The 16,847-nt window shown below is 49.1% G+C and carries 13 protein-coding genes; all 13 read right to left on the reverse strand.

From position 1 onward, the window contains the following. Positions 1-10: 10 nt before the first annotated feature. A complete protein-coding gene (rpsS, locus tag GQ52_RS03040; RefSeq protein ID WP_019881223.1) occupies positions 11-286 on the reverse strand; it encodes a 30S ribosomal protein S19 in 276 nt (91 codons plus the stop codon). 5 nt (positions 287-291) lie between these two features. Beyond that, positions 292-1,125: a 50S ribosomal protein L2 gene (gene rplB / locus GQ52_RS03045; RefSeq protein WP_019881222.1), complete on the reverse strand. Its 834-nt coding sequence runs from the start codon at positions 1,123-1,125 to the stop codon at positions 292-294. An 11-nt stretch (positions 1,126-1,136) separates the two neighbouring features. Next, positions 1,137-1,451 (reverse strand): 50S ribosomal protein L23, encoded by a 315-nt coding sequence (rplW, locus tag GQ52_RS03050; protein ID WP_019881221.1) that lies wholly within the window; start codon positions 1,449-1,451, stop codon positions 1,137-1,139. Then, positions 1,448-2,074: a 50S ribosomal protein L4 gene (gene rplD, locus GQ52_RS03055; protein ID WP_019881220.1), complete on the reverse strand. Its 627-nt coding sequence runs from the start codon at positions 2,072-2,074 to the stop codon at positions 1,448-1,450. The genes rplW and rplD overlap by 4 nt, the downstream gene beginning before the upstream one ends. Continuing rightward, entirely contained in the window at positions 2,074-2,724 is a 651-nt protein-coding gene (rplC, locus tag GQ52_RS03060; RefSeq protein ID WP_019881219.1) for a 50S ribosomal protein L3, read from the reverse strand. Before rplC ends, rplD begins: the two co-directional genes overlap by 1 nt. Before the next feature lie 136 nt (positions 2,725-2,860). Further along, positions 2,861-3,169, reverse strand: a complete 309-nt coding sequence (gene rpsJ / locus GQ52_RS03065) for a 30S ribosomal protein S10 (protein WP_018986280.1) — start codon at positions 3,167-3,169, stop codon at positions 2,861-2,863. Positions 3,170-3,227: 58 nt separating this feature from the next. Then, positions 3,228-4,418 carry an elongation factor Tu gene (gene tuf, locus GQ52_RS03070; protein ID WP_019881207.1) on the reverse strand — a complete coding sequence of 397 codons (1,191 nt, stop codon included), beginning with the start codon at positions 4,416-4,418 and terminating at the stop codon, positions 3,228-3,230. A gap of 50 nt (positions 4,419-4,468) precedes the next feature. Beyond that, entirely contained in the window at positions 4,469-6,562 is a 2,094-nt protein-coding gene (gene fusA / locus GQ52_RS03075; RefSeq protein WP_019881218.1) for an elongation factor G, read from the reverse strand. A gap of 55 nt (positions 6,563-6,617) precedes the next feature. Beyond that, complete coding sequence (rpsG, locus tag GQ52_RS03080; protein WP_019881216.1) at positions 6,618-7,088, reverse strand: 30S ribosomal protein S7; 471 nt, start codon at positions 7,086-7,088, stop codon at positions 6,618-6,620. Positions 7,089-7,186: 98 nt separating this feature from the next. After that, on the reverse strand, positions 7,187-7,570 hold the full coding sequence (gene rpsL / locus GQ52_RS03085) for a 30S ribosomal protein S12 (RefSeq protein WP_019881215.1): 384 nt from the start codon (positions 7,568-7,570) through the stop codon (positions 7,187-7,189). Positions 7,571-7,764: 194 nt separating this feature from the next. Beyond that, positions 7,765-12,024, reverse strand: coding sequence for a DNA-directed RNA polymerase subunit beta' (rpoC, locus tag GQ52_RS03090; RefSeq protein ID WP_019881214.1), 4,260 nt, complete (start codon positions 12,022-12,024; stop codon positions 7,765-7,767). A gap of 23 nt (positions 12,025-12,047) precedes the next feature. Then, a complete protein-coding gene (gene rpoB / locus GQ52_RS03095) occupies positions 12,048-16,220 on the reverse strand; it encodes a DNA-directed RNA polymerase subunit beta (RefSeq protein ID WP_047515037.1) in 4,173 nt (1,390 codons plus the stop codon). Positions 16,221-16,450: 230 nt separating this feature from the next. Next, entirely contained in the window at positions 16,451-16,825 is a 375-nt protein-coding gene (gene rplL / locus GQ52_RS03100; protein ID WP_019881212.1) for a 50S ribosomal protein L7/L12, read from the reverse strand. Positions 16,826-16,847 lie beyond the last annotated feature (22 nt).

Here is a 16,847-nt window from a genome sequence, read left to right on the forward strand (position 1 = left end):
AATCAGCCCCTTACTTCTTCGCTTTTTTATCAGCCGCGTGACCCTTGAACGTACGTGTCAACGCAAATTCACCGAGTTTGTGACCAACCATGTTTTCAGAAATCAACACAGGCACATGTTGTCTACCGTTGTGCACTGCGATGGTTAAACCAATAAAGTTTGGCAAGACAGTCGAACGACGTGACCAGGTTTTAATTGGTTTTCTGTCGCGGTTCGCAGTGGCAGTTTCGACTTTCTTAGCCAAGTGAGCGTCCACAAATGGACCTTTTTTAATAGAACGTGCCATAGCGATTACCTTACATTTCTCGGACGACGACTTACACGCATGTTATCAGTACGCTTATTCTTACGAGTACGATAACCCTTAGTTTTCTGACCCCATGGTGACACAGGGTTCATACCAGCAGCTGTACGGCCTTCACCACCACCGTGCGGGTGATCAACCGGGTTCATCACCACACCGCGAACGGTAGGACGAACACCGCGCCAGCGCATTGCACCAGCTTTACCGATAGAACGCAGTGAATGCTCTTCGTTACCTACTTCGCCCAATGTGGCTTTGCAGTCAACGTGCACACGGCGCACTTCACCTGAACGCAAACGCAACTGAGCGTAGGAGCCTTCACGTGCCAGCAACTGTACTGATGTACCTGCTGAACGGGCGATTTGCGCACCTTTGCCTGGTTGAATTTCGATGCAGTGAATCGTGCTACCGACTGGAATGTTGCGCAAAGGCAAGGCATTACCAGCACGGATAGGCGCTTCAGAACCGCTGATCAACTGTGCACCGGCAGCAATGCCACGTGGTGCAATGATGTAACGACGCTCACCATCGGCGTAGCACAACAGTGCAATGTTCGCCGTACGGTTTGGATCGTACTCAATACGCTCAACAGTCGCAGGAATACCATCTTTATTGCGACGGAAGTCAACAATACGGTAATGCTGCTTATGACCACCACCTTGGTGACGGGTTGTAATGCGGCCGTTGTTGTTACGACCAGCGTTTTTACTTTGACTTTCCAACAGTGGCGCGTAAGGTTTGCCTTTGTGCAAATCTGGTGTAACGACTTTCAATACACCGCGACGACCGGGGGAAGTTGGTTTGACTTTAACTAATGCCATGTCTTCTCTCCTTATTCGCCAGCTGCAAAGTTAATTTCTTGACCTGGCTTCAAGCTCACATAAGCTTTTTTCCAGTCGTTACGCTTACCAATACGACGGCCAGCACGCTTCACTTTACCTGCGACGTTAATCACAGATACAGAAGCCACTTCGACTTTGAACACCAGTTCAACAGCCGCTTTAATTTCTGGCTTAGTCGCGTCAGTGCGTACCTTGAAAGCAATTTGCTGATGTTTGTCAGCAATGAAAGTTGCTTTTTCAGTAATCTGAGGCGCCAAAATCACTTGCAATAAACGATCTTGTGTTTTAGTTGCTGCGGTAATCATGCCAAGATCTCCTCAAGTTTTTTCACAGCATTGGCTGTGACCAAAACGTTAGGGAAACGCACCAGACTTACTGGATCAGCATACTGCGCTTCAACCACCAATACGTTTGGCAGGTTACGGGAAGACAAGTACAAATTCTCATCAAAACCGTCAGTCAACAGCAATACACCGCCATCGATGCCCAGAGCATTGATTTTTTGTACGAATTGTTTAGTTTTTGGTGAGTCGATTGAAAAATCGTCTACTACCTTCAAACGGTCCTGACGTACCAACTCAGACAAAATAGTCTGCATGCCAGCACGGTAAGCCTTACGGTTTACTTTGTGGCTGTAGTTTTCGTTAGGGCTGTTTGGGAATGCGCGACCGCCTCCACGCCAGATCGGGCTGGATGCCATACCGGCACGGGCGTTACCAGTACCTTTTTGCGCATATGGCTTGTGTGTCGTGTGAGCAACGGTTGCACGTGTTTTTTGTGCACGAGTCGCAGTACGAGCGTTTGCCAGATAAGCAACAACCACTTCATGCACCAGGGACTCGTTAAATTCACGACCGAAAGTAACGTCAGACGCATCAACGCCTTTTTTAGCTACCTTGCCGTTTTGATCGATTAATTTCAGTTCCATTATTTAGCCCCTTTCGCTTTGATGGCTGGACGTACAACAACATTGCCACCTTTAGAGCCAGGTACGGAACCTTTAATCAACAACAGGTTACGCTCTGCGTCTACACGAACGATTTCCAGGTTTTGGGTTGTGACTTTAGCATCACCCAAATGGCCAGGCATGCGCTTACCAGGGAATACTCGACCTGGATCCTGCGCCATACCGATAGAGCCTGGTACGTTGTGCGAACGTGAGTTACCGTGAGAAGCACGGTTGGAGGAGAAGTTATGACGCTTGATCGCACCGGCAAAACCTTTACCGATGGAAGTACCTGTCACATCAACCAACTGACCAACAGAGAAAATATCAACAGTGACATTTCCACCTACTTGGAAGTTAGCCAATACATCTTCAGCCACATTGAATTCTTTGATACCAGCACCGGCAGTTACGCCCGCTTTGGCAAAGTGACCAGTCAACGCTTTGTTGATACGGCTGGCACGACGCTCACCGTAAGCAACCTGCAGGCCTGTATAGCCATCCGTTGCGACTGTCTTAACTTGTGTCACGCGGTTAGGAATCACTTCCAGCACAGTTACAGGAATGCTTGCGCCTTCATCTGTAAAAATGCGGGTCATGCCCACTTTGCGACCAATAAGCCCTAAGCTCATGATCAGTTCCTTATAATAGTTAAAGTGGACGATTACAATTGACCGTCCACCGAAGAGCGCGGATTATACCGAACTATTCTAGATTTGACAATAACCTTTTCTTTCGAAAAGGTTTATTGCAATATCAGCTTTTAAATTAAAGCTTGATTTCTACATCCACGCCAGCTGGCAAATCCAGCTTCATCAATGCATCAACAGTCTTGTCTGTTGGATCCACGATGTCCATCAGACGCTGATGGGTACGGATTTCAAACTGGTCACGGGAAGTTTTGTTCACGTGCGGTGAACGCAGAATGTCAAAGCGCTCGATACGTGTTGGCAATGGCACTGGACCTTTAACAACTGCACCAGTACGTTTAGCAGTATCTACGATTTCCAAAGCAGATTGGTCGATCAAACGATAATCAAATGCTTTCAGACGGATACGAATTTTTTGAGCTGCCATGTTTTTTCCTTAAAAAGAGCAAAAAGCGGCAGGATTACCCTGCCGCTCATAAAGATAATTACTCGATGATTTTGGCAACGACGCCAGCACCAACGGTACGACCACCTTCACGGATAGCGAAGCGCAAGCCTTCTTCCATCGCGATTGGGGCAATCAGTGCAACTGAGATGGATACGTTGTCACCTGGCATTACCATTTCGGTACCTGCTGGCAATTCAACTGCACCAGTCACGTCAGTTGTACGGAAGTAGAACTGTGGACGGTAACCGTTGAAGAATGGTGTATGACGACCACCTTCATCTTTACCCAACACGTAGATCTCTGCTGTGAACTTGGTGTGTGGCTTGATAGAGCCTGATTTGGACAATACTTGACCACGCTCAACTTCTTCACGCTTAGTACCACGCAGCAATACGCCTACGTTGTCGCCTGCTTGACCTTGGTCCAGCAGTTTACGGAACATTTCAACACCAGTACATGTTGTTTTCAATGTTGGCTTGATACCTACGATTTCGATTTCGTCGCCGACTTTAACAATACCACGCTCGATACGGCCGGTTACTACAGTACCACGACCAGAGATAGAGAATACGTCTTCTACTGGCATCAGGAATGCGCCGTCGATTGCGCGCTCTGGTGTTGGGATGTAGCTGTCTAACGCTTCAGCCAATTTGAAGATCGCTGGTTCGCCGATGTCTGATTGGTCGCCTTCCAGCGCCAATTTAGCTGAACCGTGGATGATTGGGGTGTCATCACCTGGGAAGTCATACTTGCTCAGCAAGTCACGTACTTCCATCTCAACCAGCTCCAACAACTCAGCATCGTCAACCATGTCTGCTTTGTTCAGGAACACAACGATGTATGGAACACCAACCTGGCGGGCCAACAGGATGTGCTCACGTGTTTGCGGCATTGGGCCGTCAGCAGCTGAACATACCAGGATCGCGCCGTCCATCTGGGCAGCACCGGTAATCATGTTTTTAACGTAGTCAGCGTGACCTGGACAGTCAACGTGTGCGTAGTGACGTGAAGCTGTCTCGTACTCAACGTGCGCTGTGTTAATCGTAATACCACGTGCTTTTTCTTCTGGTGCCGCGTCAATTTGGTCGTAAGCTTTTGCTTCGCCGCCAAATTTCTTCGTCAATACAGTGGTGATCGCCGCTGTCAATGTCGTCTTACCGTGGTCAACGTGACCAATCGTACCAACGTTCACGTGTGGCTTGGTACGTTCAAATTTGCCTTTTGCCATGATGTTTTTCCTTTAATTCAATACTTTTAAATTTAATACTTAAAAATCAATTATTTTTTGTTGATGATTGCATCAGCAACGTTTTTCGGTGCATCGGAGTAATGCTTGAATTCCATGCTGTAAGTTGCACGACCTTGTGACAAGGAACGCACCACAGTGGAGTAACCAAACATTTCAGACAGCGGCACTTCAGCTTTAATCGCTTTACCACCACCAGGCATGTCATCCATACCCTGAATAATGCCACGACGAGATGACAAGTCACCCATCACATCACCCATGTAGTCTTCAGGCGTTTCAACTTCCACAGCCATCATAGGCTCCAGCAAGACTGGATCTGCTTTACGCATACCGTCTTTAAAGCCGATAGAAGCTGCCATTTTGAAGGCGTTTTCGTTAGAGTCAACGTCATGGTATGAACCATCAAACAACGTTACTTTTACATCTACAACCGGGAAACCAGCCAAGATACCTGCCGGGATGGTTTCACGCAGACCTTTTTCAACCGCAGGAATAAATTCACGCGGCACGGTACCACCTTTAATTTGGTCAACGAACTCAAAGCCTTTACCAGCTTCGTTAGGTTCCATTTTGAGCCAAACGTGACCGTACTGACCCTTACCACCGGATTGCTTAACGAACTTGCCTTCAACTTCAACTGACTTACGGATCGCTTCACGGTATGCCACTTGTGGCGCACCTACGTTCGCTTCAACGTTGAACTCACGACGCATACGGTCAACCAGAATTTCCAGGTGCAATTCACCCATACCGGAAATAATTGTTTGGCCAGACTCTTCGTCAGAACGCACACGGAAAGAAGGATCTTCTTGTGCCAAACGGCCCAATGCCAAGCCCATTTTTTCCTGGTCGCTCTTCGTTTTTGGTTCAACAGCCACGTGAATCACTGGCTCAGGGAATACCATACGCTCCAGGATGATAGGCTTGTCTGGGGAACACAAAGATTCACCCGTCGTGACGTCTTTCAAACCGATACAGGCGGCGATGTCACCAGCCAACACCTCTTCAACCTCTTCACGGTTGTTGGCGTGCATTTGTACGATACGGCCGATACGCTCTTTTTTACCCTTCACAGAGTTGAGCACGGTATCACCTTTGTTCAACACGCCAGAGTAAACGCGGATAAATGTCAGCTGACCAACAAACGGGTCTGTCATCAATTTAAATGCCAAAGCAGAGAAGCCTTCTTTGTCGTCGGCTTTACGGCTAGCTGGTTTACCATCATCATCTTCACCAGTCACATCATCAATGTCGATTGGGGATGGCAAGAAGTCAACAACCGCATCCAACATACGTTGAACGCCTTTGTTTTTAAATGCAGAACCGCACAGCATCGGCTGAATTTCACCGGCAATCGTACGTGTACGCAGACCTAATTTGATGTCTTTTTCTTCCAGATCACCATTTTCCAGGTACTTGTTCATCAGCTCTTCGCTGGCTTCTGCCGCAGACTCAACCATCTGCTCGCGCCATTTAGTGGCGGTCTCAACCAGATCAGCAGGAATATCACCGTAAGTGAATTTCATACCTTGAGAAGCCTCATCCCAGATGATGGCTTTCATCTTCATCAAGTCAACCACACCAGTAAAGGTATCTTCACGACCGATAGGCACGACCACTGGCACTGGGTTTGCGCGCAGACGCGTTTTCATTTGCTCAACAACTTTGAAGAAGTCAGCACCTGAACGGTCCATTTTGTTCACAAAGGCCAGACGTGGCACTTTGTACTTGTTGGCTTGGCGCCAAACAGTTTCAGATTGTGGCTGCACGCCACCTACTGCACAGTACACCATGCAGGCACCATCCAGCACACGCATGGAGCGCTCTACCTCAATGGTAAAGTCCACGTGTCCTGGGGTGTCAATAATGTTGAATCGATACTCAGGCAAAGACAAGTCCATGCCTTTCCAGAAACAGGTTGTCGCCGCAGAAGTAATGGTAATACCACGCTCCTGCTCTTGCTCCATCCAGTCCATGGTCGCTGCACCGTCGTGCACTTCACCAATCTTATGGTTAACACCAGTGTAGAACAGAATACGTTCTGTCGTGGTTGTTTTACCTGCGTCAATATGCGCAGAAATACCAATATTACGGTAGCGTTCAATAGGGGTTTTACGTGCCACGATGCTTTACCTTTGCTATCAATTCAACTAATTATTAAAGAACGAGGTCGTTTAATTAAAAACGGAAGTGTGAGAAGGCTTTGTTTGCCTCTGCCATACGGTGAACTTCTTCACGTTTTTTCATTGCAGAACCACGGCCTTCAGAGGCTTCGATCAACTCGGCAGCCAAACGCAGGCCCATGGATTTTTCGCCACGCTTACGCGCTGCATCACGCAACCAACGCATTGCCAACGCACTACGACGACTAGGACGCACTTCTACAGGCACCTGGTAGTTAGCACCACCAACACGGCGACTCTTCACTTCAACAACAGGACGCAGATTATTCAACGCTGTGGTGAATAATTCCAGCGGGTCCTTACCGCTCTTGCTGGCCACCTGATCAAAGGCACCGTAAATGATACGCTCAGCAACAGATTTCTTACCACCTGTCATCAGCACATTTACAAACTTGGACACTTCCTGGCTACCAAATTTTGGATCCGGCAAGATAATACGTTTGGGGACTTCTCTACGTCTTGGCATATGATTCTCTTTTCAATTAAATTTTTGCTAGCAATGACACTCGCAAGGCATTTCAGCCGCTATAAAAATGGACAATTCGTCCGGACAAGCCTAATAAATTAAGCTTTAGCTTCTTTAGGACGCTTAGCACCGTATTTGGAACGGGACTGTTTACGGTCTTTCACACCAGCCGTATCCAAGCTACCGCGCACCATGTGGTAACGCACACCTGGCAAGTCTTTTACACGACCGCCGCGCAACAGCACAACAGAGTGCTCCTGCAGGTTATGGCCTTCACCGCCGATGTAGCTAATTACTTCGTAACCGTTGGTCAGGCGCACTTTAGCAACCTTACGCAACGCGGAGTTTGGTTTTTTTGGCGTTGTTGTATATACACGCGTACATACACCACGCTTTTGAGGACAAGCTTCCAGCGCTGGAACCTTGCTCTTGGTAACCACTTTAACGCGTGGCTTACGTATTAACTGATTAATGGTTGGCATTGCCTTAACCTCTTCACCTTTAAAAAACCACCATTTGAGCAGGAAGACTCAAGTTTGGCGGCATATCAACAATAACGCCCTATTGAGACAATAAGGCTATTCTGAGAAACCCGGCATTTTAATAAATGAGTCAAGGGGTGTCAAGCATTATTCATACTTGACACCCCTTGCACACAGAGACAACAGTGATCGAATTATTCGTTCGGCTGGTCGTCTGCTGCGGTTTCCTCAACAACTTCTTCTGTTGCAAACATCGCTTCGGCTGCCAACAATGCTTCAGATGGCTCTGCTGCATTTGGTGTCAGTGAAGCCACGGCTGCACGTTTGCGGGACTCGTGATAAGCCAGACCGGTACCGGCTGGAATCAAGCGACCCACAATGACGTTTTCTTTCAAGCCACGCAAATCGTCGCGTTTGCCCAAAATAGCCGCCTCGGTCAACACGCGTGTCGTTTCCTGGAACGATGCCGCAGAGATGAACGAATCGGTAGACAGCGATGCTTTGGTAATACCCAGCAATACGTACTCAAACGTTGCCGGACGCTTGTCATCGGCCACGACGCGTTCGTTTTCTGTCAACAGATCAGCACGCTCTACTTGCTCACCCGGGATGAAGCCAGTGTCGCCTGCATCTTGCACTTTAACGCGACGCAACATCTGGCGCACAATCACTTCAATGTGCTTGTCGTTAATCTTCACGCCTTGCAAGCGGTAAACGTCTTGCACTTCGTCGATGATGTAACGTGCCAATGCTTCACGGCCTTGCAGGCGCAAGATATCTTGCGGATCTGCCGGACCGTCGACAATAGTTTCACCTTTGGTCACTACCTGGCCATCATGCGCGGTCACGTGTTTGTCCTTGGCAATCAAGAACTCGCTGGTAATACCGTCGAGGTCAGTGATGACCAGACGTTGTTTACCTTTGGTGTCCTTACCGAACGAAACTGTACCAGTCACTTCAGCCAGCATACCGGCGTCTTTTGGTGAACGGGCTTCGAACAGCTCAGCCACGCGTGGCAGACCCCCGGTAATATCACGGGTTTTGGAAGATTCTTGCGGGATACGTGCCAGCACTTCACCCACACCCACTTCCTGACCGTCTTTCACCGTAATGATACAACCCAGCTGGAAGGTCACGTTAACTGGCGTATCCGTGCCGGTCACTTTCACTTCCACGCCATTCGCATCCAGCAATTTAACCTGTGGACGCAAACCTTTGGTTTGGCCAGCACGCTGTTTAGGATCAATCACCACCAATGATGACAAACCGGTCACTTCATCGATTTGTTTCGCAACAGTGATACCTTCTTCCACGTTTTCAAATTTAATTTGACCCGCGTATTCGGTAATAATAGGACGGGTATGCGGATCCCAGGTAGCTAATGCCTGACCTGCTTTCACCGTTTTGCCGTCGGTCACTGTCAATGTCGCACCATAAGGCACTTTATGACGTTCACGCTCACGACCATTATCATCGGCAATAATAACTTCACCATTACGGGAAATCACAATTTGCTCGCCACGTGAGTTAGTCACGTAACGCATGGTAGAAGTAAAGCTTAAGATACCGTTAGATTTACTTTCAACCTGTGAAACGGACGCTGCACGTGATACCGCACCCCCGATGTGGAACGTACGCATGGTCAACTGTGTACCAGGTTCACCAATCGATTGCGCCGCAATCACGCCCACTGCCTCACCCATGCTAATGAGTTTGCCGCGACCCAGGTCACGACCGTAACACTTGGCACAAATACCGTAACGGGTATCGCAGGTCAGTGCAGTACGCACTTTCACTTCATCGATACCCAGGGCATCAATTTTTTCCACTTCGTCTTCACCAAGCAGTGTGCCTGCCGGGAAAATGACTTCTTGCGTTTCAGGATGAATCACATCCAGCGCAGAGGTACGGCCGAGGATACGGTCATGCAATGGCTCAACCACTTCACCACCTTTAACCAGCGCCTTAGTGACCAGACCTTCAACCGTGCCGCAATCATGCTCAGTCACGACCAAGTCTTGCGTCACATCAACCAGACGACGTGTCAGGTAACCGGAGTTCGCTGTTTTCAGCGCCGTATCGGCCAGACCCTTACGTGCACCGTGGGTTGAAATAAAGTACTGCAACACGTTCAGGCCATCACGGAAGTTCGCCTTAATTGGCGTCTCAATAATAGAACCATCCGGTTTCGCCATCAGGCCACGCATACCCGCCAGCTGACGTACCTGCGCCGCAGAACCACGGGCGCCAGAGTCGGCCATCATGTAAATCGCGTTAAACGATTCCTGACGTACAGCTTTACCGTCTTTAAGAACAGTATTGCCATCAGCGTCTTTGACGTCTTCTTCGCGCAACTGCTTCATCATGGCGTCAGCCACTTTGTCACCCGCACGACCCCAGATGTCGACTACCTTGTTGTAACGCTCACCCTGAGTCACCAGACCGGAGACGTACTGGTCTTCAATCTCTTTCACTTCAGCATCTGCCGCAGCAATCAATTGCTCTTTCTCTGGCGGCACCAACATATCGTTAATGCTGATAGAGATACCGGCTTTGGTCGCGTAGGAGTAACCGGTGTACATCAGTTTGTCAGCGAAAATCACTGTTTCACGGATGCCCACTTTACGGAAGCTGGCGTTGATCAGGCGTGAAATTTCTTTTTTCTTCAGCGCTTTGTCGATGTAGCTGTATGGCAAGCCTGGTGGCAGGATTTCAGACAGCAACGCACGGCCAACCGTGGTGTTATAACGGTTGATTTTTTCAACTTTTTGACCAGCAACATCCAGCTCAAACTCACGGATACGCACAGTGACTTTGGCGTGCAAGTCGATCAAGCCTTGATCGTATACACGTTGTACTTCTTTAATGTCACTGAAGATCATGCCTTCACCGCGTGCAGCCACTTTCTCGCGGGTCATGTAGTACAGACCCAACACGATATCCTGTGACGGCACAATGATTGGTTCGCCGTTGGCTGGAGACAGCACGTTGTTAGAAGCCAGCATCAAGGTGCGTGCTTCCATTTGTGCTTCCAGGCTCAATGGAACGTGTACCGCCATTTGGTCACCGTCAAAGTCGGCGTTAAAGGCTGAACACACCAATGGGTGCAACTGGATCGCTTTACCTTCGATCAATACTGGTTCAAATGCCTGGATACCCAAACGGTGCAGCGTAGGCGCACGGTTCAACAACACCGGATGCTCACGGATCACGTCTTCCAGGATATCCCAGACTTCTGGTCCTTCTTCTTCCACTTTCTTCTTGGCAGCTTTGATCGTCGTTGCCAGGCCTAACACTTCCAGTTTGTGGAAAATGAATGGCTTGAACAGTTCCAGCGCCATTTTCTTCGGCAGACCACACTGATGCAGTTTCAATGTTGGGCCAACCACAATCACGGAACGACCAGAGTAGTCCACGCGCTTACCCAGCAAGTTCTGACGGAAACGACCGCCCTTACCTTTAATCATGTCAGCCAGTGACTTCAGCGGACGCTTGTTAGCGCCAGTCATCACTTTACCGCGACGACCGTTGTCCAGCAGTGAGTCTACCGCTTCTTGCAACATACGTTTTTCGTTACGTACGATGATTTCCGGGGCTTTCAACTCTAACAAACGCTTCAAACGGTTGTTACGGTTGATCACGCGGCGATACAGATCGTTCAGGTCAGACGTGGCAAAACGACCGCCATCCAGTGGCACCAATGGGCGCAACTCTGGTGGCAATACTGGCAAGATTTCCAGGATCATCCACTCTGGCTTAATACCAGATTTCTGGAACGCTTCCAGCACTTTCAGGCGCTTGGCGATCTTCTTGATCTTGGCTTCTGAGCTGGTCGCAGACAATTCGCTACGCAACTTCTCGATTTCGCGCTCAATGTCCATGGTGCGCAATAATTCGCGCACAGCTTCAGCACCCATCACGGCATTGAATTCGTCACCGTACTCTTCCACCTTGGCCAGGTAGTCATCTTCAGTCAGCAACTGACCACGCGTCAGCGGTGTCATGCCTGGATCGATCACGATAAATGCTTCAAAGTACAACACGCGCTCGATGTCACGCAGGGCGATATCCAGCACCATACCCAAGCGGCTAGGCAAGGATTTCAGGAACCAGATATGTGCCACTGGTGAAGCCAGCTCAATGTGGCCCATACGCTCACGACGCACTTTGCTCAAGGTGACTTCAACGCCACACTTCTCACAAATCACACCGCGGTGCTTCAAACGCTTGTATTTACCGCACAAGCACTCGTAATCCTTGATCGGACCAAAGATTTTGGAGCAGAACAAACCGTCCCGCTCAGGTTTAAAGGTACGGTAGTTAATGGTTTCTGGCTTTTTCACTTCGCCATAGGACCATGAACGGATTTTTTCAGGTGAAGCCAGCGCGATCTTGATCGCGTCGAACTCTTCTTCTTGCGTAACCTGTTTAAATAAATCTAATAACGCTTTCATAGAGACTCTCCTTAATGGCGGGCTTAGTTACGGTCTAAATCAATATCAATGGCCAGTGAACGGATTTCTTTCACTAACACGTTGAATGATTCAGGCATACCCGCATCAATTTTGTGCTCACCTTTGACGATGTTTTCGTACACTTTGGTACGACCATTCACGTCATCTGATTTCACTGTCAACATCTCTTGCAAGGTGTATGACGCACCATAGGCTTCCAGTGCCCAAACTTCCATCTCACCGAAGCGCTGACCACCGAACTGGGCTTTACCACCCAACGGTTGTTGTGTCACCAGGCTGTAAGGACCGGTAGAACGTGCGTGCATCTTGTCATCGACCAAGTGGTGCAGTTTCAGTACGTGCATGTAACCAACAGTCACAGGACGCTCAAACGCATCACCGGTACGGCCGTCAAACAGTTTGACCTGTGTTTTACCTGCATGGAACTGCAACTTCTTGGTGTGCTCGTCTTCATCCGGGAACGCCAGATCCAGCATGGCACGAATATCAGACTCAGCGGCACCGTCAAACACTGGCGTTGCGAATGGCACACCATGTTTCAAGTTAGTTGCCAGGTCAATCACTTCTACGTCTGTCAGGCCAGCAATGTCTTCTTTTCTGCCAGTGCTGCTGTTGTAGATCTTGTCCAGGAAGCCACGAATCTCGGCCACTTTCGCTTCAGCTTGCAACATGTCGCCCAGGCGTTTACCCAGACCTTTAGCTGCCCAACCCAAGTGCGTTTCCAGAATCTGACCGATGTTCATCCGTGAAGGCACGCCCAGTGGGTTCAACACGATGTCTAACGGTGTACCGTCGGCCATGTGCGGCATATCTTCAACCGGGCAGATCTTGGAGATCACACCCTTGTTACCGTGACGACCCGCCATTTTGTCACCAGGTTGAATACGGCGTTTCACCGCCAGATATACTTTCACCATTTTCTGTACGCCTGGTGGCAATTCGTCACCTTGCGTCAGTTTACGTTTCTTCTCTTCGAACTTGTTGTCAAACTCAACACGCGCCTGGCTCAAGCTGTCTTTCAGTTGCTCCAGTTGACGTGCAGCGTCTTCGTCGCTCAAGCGAATATCAAACCAGTCATAACGGCCAACGCTTTCCAGGTATTCCTGGGTCAGCGTATCACCTTTTTTCAGCTTGTTCGGACCACCGGTCGCCGCTTTACCAGCCAGCAAACGGCTGATACGGCCAAAGGTATCGTCTTCTACAATACGCATCTGGTCGCCCAGATCTTTTTTGTAGTGAGACAACTGGTCGTCAATAATTTGCTGTGCACGTGTATCACGGTCAATGCCTTCACGCGTGAAGACTTGTACGTCAATCACAGTACCGGTCATGCCTGATGGTACGCGCAGTGAAGTGTCTTTTACGTCAGACGCTTTTTCACCAAAAATCGCGCGCAGCAATTTTTCTTCTGGCGTTAAAGTGGTTTCACCTTTTGGTGTCACTTTACCTACCAGTACGTCACCCGCTTCTACTTCAGCACCGATGTAGATAATACCGGAATCATCCAGACGGCCCAGCATACGCTCGGACAGGTTGGAAATATCACGGGTAATCTCTTCAGGTCCCAGTTTGGTGTCACGTGCAACTACTGACAATTCTTCAATGTGGATAGACGTGTAACGGTCATCAGCCACTACGCGCTCGGAGATCAAAATCGAGTCTTCGTAGTTATAACCGTTCCATGGCATAAAGCCCACCAGCATGTTCTGACCCAAGGCCAATTCACCCATATCGGTAGAAGCACCATCCGCCACCACGTCGCCGCGGGAGATGATGTCACCGACTTTGACCAGCGGACGCTGGTTGATGTTGGTGTTCTGGTTAGAACGTGTGTATTTGGTCAGGTTGTAGATATCCACACCGACTTCGCCTGCCAATGCTTCAGCATCGTGCACGCGGACGACGATACGGCCTGAGTCCACATAGTCAACTACACCACCACGGCGGGCAGTAACGACAGTACCGGAGTCAACTGCCACCGTACGCTCAATGCCTGTACCCACCACGGCTTTTTCAGCACGCAGACAAGGTACCGCTTGACGTTGCATGTTGGCACCCATCAATGCACGGTTCGCGTCATCGTGTTCCAGGAACGGAATCAACGAAGCCGCCACAGACACGATCTGGCCTGGGGCCACGTCCATGTACTGTACACGACCAGGTTGTGTCATGGTGAATTCGTTGTGGAAACGGGCTGACACCAGGTCTTCTTTGAAGCCACCTTCTTTAGACACTTCGGTGTTGGCCTGTGCAATCACATACTGGCTCTCTTCAATTGCAGACAGGTAATCAATCTTGCCCGATACCTTGTTGTCTTCAACCAAACGGTAAGGGGTTTCCAGGAAACCGTATTCATTGGTGCGCGCATACAGCGCCAATGAGTTGATCAAACCAATGTTTGGACCCTCTGGCGTTTCAATTGGACATACACGACCATAGTGTGTGGTATGTACGTCACGTACCTCAAAGCCGGCACGTTCACGGGTCAAACCGCCTGGGCCCAGGGCAGAGATACGACGCTTGTGCGTAATCTCGGACAATGGGTTAGTTTGGTCCATAAACTGTGGCAACTGGCTGGAGCCAAAGAATTCACGGATCGCACTGGAGACTGGTTTCGCGTTGATCAAATCGTGCGGCATCAGATTCTCAGACTCAGCCTGGGACAGACGCTCTTTTACTGCACGTTCAACACGCACCAGACCGGCACGGAACTGGTTCTCTGCCAATTCACCGACGGAACGGATACGACGGTTACCCAGGTGATCGATATCGTCGATTTCGCCGCGACCATTGCGCAACTCGATCAACACGCCAATCACGGCCAGAATGTCTTCATTTGACAATACATTAGCACCGGTATCGCCTTGTGGGCCGACATTTTCATAGAAACGGCGGATCCAGGTAGCAGAACGGTCTTCCAGCTTGCTTGGGTAAGCACGGCGGTTAAACTTCATGCGGCCAACCACAGACAGGTCGTAACGATCTTCAGTGAAGAACAAGCCTTTAAACAAAGCTTCTACTGCTTCTTCGGTTGGCGGTTCGCCCGGGCGCATCATGCGGTAAATCGCCACACGTGCACTGTACTGGTCAGGAATTTCATCACTACGCAAAGTTTGCGAAATGAAGTTACCGTGATCCAGATCATTGGTGTAAATCGTGTCGATTTCAGTAATCTTGGCAGCCACCAGTTTTTCCAGCAATGAAGGGGTGATTTCATCGTTGGCATTGGCAATCAACTCACCAGTGTCGGTATCAATAATATTTTTGGCAACGGCACGACCCATCATAAAGTCGGTCGGCACAGCCATGGTGGTCACGCCCGCTTTTTCGATATCGCGGATGTGTTTCACTGTAATGCGCTTGTCTTTCGCGACCAGCACGGTACCATCTTTGTCAGTGATATCGAACTTGGCCACTTCACCACGCAGGCGGTCAGCCACCAGTGTAAATTCCACGCCTTTCGGGCCAATGTGGAAAGTATCTGTATCGTGGAAAGTTTCCAGGATTTGTTCCGGGTTATAACCCAATGCCTTCAGCAAGATAGTGACTGGCATCTTGCGACGACGGTCAACGCGGAAGTACAGGTAATCTTTTGGATCGAATTCGAAATCCAGCCAAGAACCACGGTAAGGAATGATACGTGCTGAAAACAGCAACTTGCCGGAGCTGTGGGTTTTACCACGGTCATGCTCAAAGAACACACCTGGGCTGCGGTGCAATTGCGACACAATCACACGCTCAGTACCGTTAATCACGAAAGAACCGTTTTCGGTCATGAGCGGCAATTCGCCCATATACACTTCTTGCTCTTTCACTTCTTTAACGGTTGGTTTGGACGCTTCGCGGTCCATGATGGTCAAACGCACTTTGACGCGCAAAGGCACGGCATAGGTCAGACCACGTTGTTGACACTCTTTGACATCAAATGGCTCTGCGCCTAATTGATAGCTCACATAATCCAGACGTGCATTCTCGGAATGGCTGACGATAGGGAAAATAGAGCGGAAAGTCGACTCCAGACCTTCGTTTTTACGTTGGTCGAGTGGAACGTTTTCCTGCAGGAATGATTTGTAGGATTCCAACTGCATGGCTAGCAGATAAGGTACCTCTTGAACACTGTCGCGCTTAGCAAAGCTTTTGCGGATGCGTTTCTTTTCGGTAAAGGAATAGCTCATAGCGTCTCCTGAAATTTTTGAGGGTAGAAGACAAAACACTTTTCATCCACTGCAATGTTTTGACATCTAACTTCGATTAAAAATCAACCACTTAGTTTTCACTATATGTGGCCACAACACCGGATTTACAACATTTATTCTGGCAAGTCAGTGGTTTGACAATCTGCATACGCCAGAAATGGCGAAGGCCGACGGTCTCCCGTCAGCCCAGCCAGATTCACAATTGTGAATTATTTCATCTCAGCAGTAGCGCCCGCTTCGATCAATTTCTTCACAGCAGCTTCAGCGTCAGCTTTGCTTACGCCTTCTTTAACTGCTTTAGGTGCGCCATCAACTACGTCTTTAGCTTCTTTCAAGCCCAGACCTGTCAACTCACGAACCGCTTTAATTACGCTAACTTTGTTATCGCCAGCGCCATTCAAGATCACGTTGAATTCAGTTTGCTCAGCAGCAGCTGCAGCTGGAGCAGCAGCACCGCCACCAGCAACTGCAACAGCAGCAGCAGAAACACCAAACTTCTCTTCGATTTCTTTAATGAATTCTGTCAGTTCTAATACAGTCTTGCTACCAATTGCATCCAAGATGTCAGCATTTGAAATTGCCATGATAAATTTCCTAAATAAATTT

It is taken from the genome of Methylophilus sp. Q8, assembly GCF_000800115.1.
Lineage (GTDB): Bacteria > Pseudomonadota > Gammaproteobacteria > Burkholderiales > Methylophilaceae > Methylophilus.

Bases quoted from the DNA above. Each gene is read 5' to 3' on its own strand.
- rpsS (WP_019881223.1), bottom strand. From the start codon at position 286: ATGGCACGTTCTATTAAAAAAGGTCCATTTGTGGACGCTCACTTGGCT.
- rplB (WP_019881222.1), bottom strand. From the start codon at position 1,125: ATGGCATTAGTTAAAGTCAAACCAACTTCCCCCGGTCGTCGCGGTGTA.
- rplW (WP_019881221.1), bottom strand. From the start codon at position 1,451: ATGATTACCGCAGCAACTAAAACACAAGATCGTTTATTGCAAGTGATT.
- rplD (WP_019881220.1), bottom strand. From the start codon at position 2,074: ATGGAACTGAAATTAATCGATCAAAACGGCAAGGTAGCTAAAAAAGGC.
- rplC (WP_019881219.1), bottom strand. From the start codon at position 2,724: ATGAGCTTAGGGCTTATTGGTCGCAAAGTGGGCATGACCCGCATTTTT.
- rpsJ (WP_018986280.1), bottom strand. From the start codon at position 3,169: ATGGCAGCTCAAAAAATTCGTATCCGTCTGAAAGCATTTGATTATCGT.
- tuf (WP_019881207.1), bottom strand. From the start codon at position 4,418: ATGGCAAAAGGCAAATTTGAACGTACCAAGCCACACGTGAACGTTGGT.
- rpsG (WP_019881216.1), bottom strand. From the start codon at position 7,088: ATGCCAAGACGTAGAGAAGTCCCCAAACGTATTATCTTGCCGGATCCA.
- rpsL (WP_019881215.1), bottom strand. From the start codon at position 7,570: ATGCCAACCATTAATCAGTTAATACGTAAGCCACGCGTTAAAGTGGTT.
- rpoC (WP_019881214.1), bottom strand. From the start codon at position 12,024: ATGAAAGCGTTATTAGATTTATTTAAACAGGTTACGCAAGAAGAAGAG.
- rpoB (WP_047515037.1), bottom strand. From the start codon at position 16,220: ATGAGCTATTCCTTTACCGAAAAGAAACGCATCCGCAAAAGCTTTGCT.
- rplL (WP_019881212.1), bottom strand. From the start codon at position 16,825: ATGGCAATTTCAAATGCTGACATCTTGGATGCAATTGGTAGCAAGACT.